Genomic DNA, 4,526 nt, shown 5'->3' with positions numbered 1-4,526 from the left:
GGACGGCGAACGCGCCATGGTCCCGGGCCCGCCACTGCCCAGCCATCGGTGGTCGCGACGTCGTAGGCGGGCATGTCGGTGCGAGCGAGCAGCGGTTCGGCCAGGACCCCGCCGACCGCCTCCTCCGGAGTCGCCACGACCGGCTCCAGCCGTCGACGGAAGCTGCCCGCCCGGCGACGCGCCTCGGCCCATTCGCACGGCTGTATCGATTCCATCGGCGCCAAGCCTGCCCGGTGATGCGGTGGCGGAGGAAGGCGGGTCGCGGGTTGCGCGGCGCTGTGTCTGCCGGGCGAGGGCGCCCCGGCCGCTGGTTCGGGGTTGCGCACGGCGCAGGATGGTGGATTCTCGACGGTGGACGTCGACGATCCACCATCCTGGGTGGGTTGGGGTCGTAGCTGCCTTGGGGCAAGATGGGCTAGCCCGTGTGCCGACGAACGACGACCAAGGAGAGGGATCGACAATGACCCAGCAAGTGTGCTTGGTTGGCTGCGGGCGGTGGGGGTCGCTGATCTGTCGGGATCTGGTCACCCTGGGCGTGGAGGTCACCGTGGTCGCGCCGACTGAAGGTCCCCGTCGCAACGCGGCCGAACATGGCGCCCACCGGGTCGTCGACGCACTAGCTGACGTGGGCGAGGTCGACGGCTACGTCGTGGCAGTCCCGACCGATCAGCACTTCGCTGTTGTGCAACAGCTGCTCGCAACCAACGCGCCGATCTTCGTCGAGAAGCCGTTGACGGACCAGCTCGACCAGGCTCGCGACTTGATCGCCGAGGCCGGTGATCGCATCTTTGTGATGGACAAGTGGCGCTACCATCCGGGGATTCTCAAACTGGCCGAACTCGCCCGGTCCGGTGAGTTGGGTGAGATTCAAGGGATCCACACCACTCGGCGCCAGTGGGCCAGCCCTCATCCTGATGTCGACGCGGTTTGGATCCTGATGCCGCATGATCTGTCTATTGCGCTTGAGGTACTAGGTGAGGTACCGCCGGTGGAAGCTGCGCTCGGGGTTGCTGATGGTGACTGGTTCCAGAGCCTGGTGGCCAAATTCGCCGAGCCTGGGAAGCCGTGGGTTGTTGTTGATGTTGGAGTTGGCAACGACGGGTTCGATCGGCAAATCCAAGTACAGGGCTCCAATGCCGTCGGGGTGCTGTCCGACGGGTGGGCGGACTCGATCCAGGTACTGCGCGAGGTTGCCGGATCCATGGATCCGCAGCGCGAGATAGTCCCAACGCCGGGCGAGCTTCCCCTACTCGCCGAGTTGCGTGCCTTCGTCGAGTATCTGGCTGGAGGTCCCGCACCCAAGTCATCCGGGCCGGAGGCGCTGTTGTTGATCGAGCGAATCGACGAGGCGCGGCGTGTTGCATTGGCGAACATGCGCTCGTGACCGAGGACCGCGTCTTGGTGATGATCCCGGCGCACCGCGCGGGACCGCTACTCCCATTCGCGGTGAGATCCGCTTTGCGACAAGACTTGCCTGCGGATGCGTCGCTGCGGGTGGTGATCCTTGGCGACGGAGTGGATGACTTGACGCGGGCGGCCGCCGAGGAGATGTCGGAGGATCCGGCGGTTGAGTTTGTCGACTATCCCAAGGGGGAGCGGCACGGCGAAGCGCATCGAAACAAATACCTGCTGACCGCCGAGGATGACGTCGTGGTCTACCTCGGCGAGGATGATTTGATCGCGCCCGACCACGTGTCCACTGCGCTAGATGTGCTGTCGCACAGCGACTTCTGCTACCCGCTGCCCGTGTTCTGGTTCGGCTGCGGCGCCTTTGAGCGATTCATACCCGTCGACCTGACCGATGACGAGCAGCGCGACTACATCCGCAATCGGACCAACCGAATCTCGCTCTCGGGGGTCGCTCACACGATGGCGGGCTACCGCCGACTACCGCGTGGTTGGGAGCCCGCTCCCGCCGGCAAGTGGACCGACTGGCACATGTGGCACCAGTGGCTCGATAGCGACGGCCTGCGGATGGAAGGTACCTGGCGCTTCACATCCATCAAACTCGCAAAATCGACTGTGGTTCCACAGTCGGTGGAAGCTCAATTGGCCGATCGCCAGGCGTGGGAAGAACTCCTGGCCGCTCCCGATTGGCGTGCCCGGCTCGATGCGATGTTCATGAGCAACGCGCAGGAGTGGTCGAGCGTCGACATGCGAATGCAGCTTCACGCACTCGCGACTGCGGAGCAGATAGTGGCCCTGCGCGCTCGGGTTGGCGTTCTGAAGGAACGACTCGCGCATAACCGGGAGGCCCGCCTCAGACTCCGCGAACGGACTGACGAGAAGATCGAGTCACTGCGCCAGGAGCGCCGGGTGTTGCGAACGGAACTGCGAGATGCACGCACTCAGATTCGAGAGCTGCAGTTGACCGTGCCTGGCCGAATCAAACGCCGTGCCCGCCGGATGGTTGATGCGCTGGGACCCCGCGGCGGGTCCTAGGCAGGTCGGCAGGAACCGCCTAGGTGGTCCGCTGATCACCCGTTTGGAAGCGTCAGCCTGGTTGCTTTGGTCAGGCCAGGTGCGGTGCCTCAGCCTGGCCAGCGAGTGCGGCCTGGAACTCGGTCTGCAGCTCGGTGAAGGTTCCGGCAGCCTCGTCGCGTGGTGACAAGAGCGCCGTTGCCGCTGGCGCGGGCCACGCAAGGCCGAGTTCTGGATCGTCCCAGCGACAGCCCAACTCGTCGGCCATCGACCAGTAGTGGTCAACGGCGTAGAGGTAGGTCACCGGTTCAGGAAACCAGAACCCATGTGCGACGCCAGCGGGAATGGTGAGTGCGTGCGGATCGTCGCCACGCAGGATGACGATGGTGGCGAGGCCATGCGTCGCTGAATCGGTTCGCATGTCCACCAGGGCGATGTGCATCGTTCCGTGCGCAACCGTCAGGTAATCGACGTGATGGGGATGGACGTGAACCCCGCGCAAAACGTTGGCCGCTGACTTGACGAGGTTCCATTGCAGCGGGTTGATCCCGGTCCGCCATTCCGCTCGGAATACCTCGCTGAGAACGCCTCGATCGTCGGCGTGCTCCGTGATCTTGCGGTGGAGGACGCCGACGGGAAGCGCGTGCATGGCATCGCGCACGTCGACGCCTGCTGGGAACGCGGTCATTCGCCGACTTTACCCGCTGGTTCCGGGTTGCGCGGGGCACACGATGGTGGATTCTCGACGCTGGATGTCGACGATCCACCATCCTGGGTGCGTCAGGCACCGGGGAACCGCGCACGGGCCGCCGCGGTGTCGGCCGTACGGCCGGCGCGGCGACACAACTGACCGCAGGACTTCGCGGGGGAACTTGACGCACGTATCAACTTGACATTAATGTCAAGTTCGTGGCTCCGGTACTCCGAACGCACGTTGATCCGCGCGACCCGCAGTTCATTGCGAACCGTGCGGCGATGCTCGAAGCATTGGCCGAAATCGAGGCCCTCACGACTCGCGTGACCACGGGTGCCGCGCACAACGATGATCCGAATAAAGTCGCCGCGACCGTCGCCCGACACCGGAAGCGCGGCAAGCTGCTGCCTCGCGAGCGCATCCAGTTGCTGCTCGATCCGCACTCCCCGTTCCTTGAACTCGGCACGCTCGCCGGTTGGGGTTCAGATGATCCGCTGGGTGGCGGCGTCGTGACCGGCGTGGGCTGGGTGAGCGGCGCGGAGTGCGTGATCGTCGCCAATGACCCGACCGTCCGCGGCGGTTCGCAAGGACCGACGTCTGGTCGCAAAGGCCTGCGGGCGATGGAGGTTGCTCGCGACAACCGGCTCCCGTTGATCAACCTGACCGAGTCGGGGGGCGCTGATCTACCCAAGCAGGCGGAGATCTTCGTTCCGGGCGGAGCGAGTTTCAAGAACCTCACGCAACTGTCGGCGATGGGCATCCCGACGATCACGTTGGTGTTCGGCTCAAGCACCGCCGGCGGTGCATATGTGCCGGGCATGAGCGACTACGTGGTGCTCCAGAAGGACGCCGCGCGCGTCTATCTCGGTGGCCCACCGTTGGTGAAGATGGCGATCGACGAGGACGCCGACGAGGAGTCCCTCGGTGGCGCCGACATGCACGCGCGAACGTCAGGCTTGGCCGACTACCTGGCGATTGACGAACCCGATGCGCTGCGAATCGGCCGCCAGATCGTTGACCACCTCAACTGGCGCAAGGCCGGACCTGGACCGAACCGCACACCAGTCGCGCCCAAGCACGACGCGGAGGATCTGCTCGGCATCGCGAGTTCGGATATCCGCCAACCGTTCGAAGCCCGCGAGGTGATCGCGCGCATCGTCGACGGCAGCGAGTTCGACGAATTCAAGGAGCTCTACGGTTCGACGCTGGTGACGGGCTGGGCGCACATCAACGGCTACCCCGTCGGCATCCTGGCGAACAACGGCATCCTGTTCAGCGAAGAGGCAGAGAAGGGTGCGCAATTCATCCAACTCTGCGACCGCGCCGAGGTACCGATCCTGTTCATGCAGAACATCACCGGCTTCATGGTCGGCACCCGCTACGAGCAAGGCGGGATCATCAAGGACGGCGC

General features: G+C 64.9%; 5 protein-coding genes. 3 read left to right on the top strand and 2 right to left on the bottom strand.

Annotated elements, in window-relative coordinates; all coding sequences use genetic code 11:
• A partial coding sequence (locus KAZ48_10925) for a hypothetical protein (GenBank protein MBP7973303.1) occupies window positions 1-215 on the bottom strand: 215 nt, incomplete at its 3' end.
• Window positions 216-460: 245 nt separating this feature from the next.
• On the opposite strand from KAZ48_10925, the gene KAZ48_10920 reads away from it, so the two are divergent.
• Window positions 461-1,384, top strand: coding sequence for a Gfo/Idh/MocA family oxidoreductase (locus KAZ48_10920; protein ID MBP7973302.1), 924 nt, complete (start codon window positions 461-463; stop codon window positions 1,382-1,384).
• Window positions 1,381-2,442, top strand: a complete 1,062-nt coding sequence (locus KAZ48_10915; protein MBP7973301.1) for a glycosyltransferase — start codon at window positions 1,381-1,383, stop codon at window positions 2,440-2,442. The genes KAZ48_10920 and KAZ48_10915 overlap by 4 nt, the downstream gene beginning before the upstream one ends.
• Before the next feature lie 70 nt (window positions 2,443-2,512).
• Here the strand turns inward: KAZ48_10915 and KAZ48_10910 are convergent, their stop codons facing one another.
• Window positions 2,513-3,109: a dTDP-4-dehydrorhamnose 3,5-epimerase family protein gene (locus KAZ48_10910; GenBank protein MBP7973300.1), complete on the bottom strand. Its 597-nt coding sequence runs from the start codon at window positions 3,107-3,109 to the stop codon at window positions 2,513-2,515.
• A gap of 287 nt (window positions 3,110-3,396) precedes the next feature.
• On the opposite strand from KAZ48_10910, the gene KAZ48_10905 reads away from it, so the two are divergent.
• A partial coding sequence (locus KAZ48_10905; GenBank protein MBP7973299.1) for an acyl-CoA carboxylase subunit beta occupies window positions 3,397-4,526 on the top strand: 1,130 nt, incomplete at its 3' end.

The organism is Candidatus Nanopelagicales bacterium, from assembly GCA_018003655.1.
Taxonomy (GTDB): Bacteria; Actinomycetota; Actinomycetes; order S36-B12; family UBA10799; genus JAGNDY01.
Note: the sequence above shows the minus strand (reverse complement) of the source record. Positions and strands in the feature narration are given on the sequence as shown.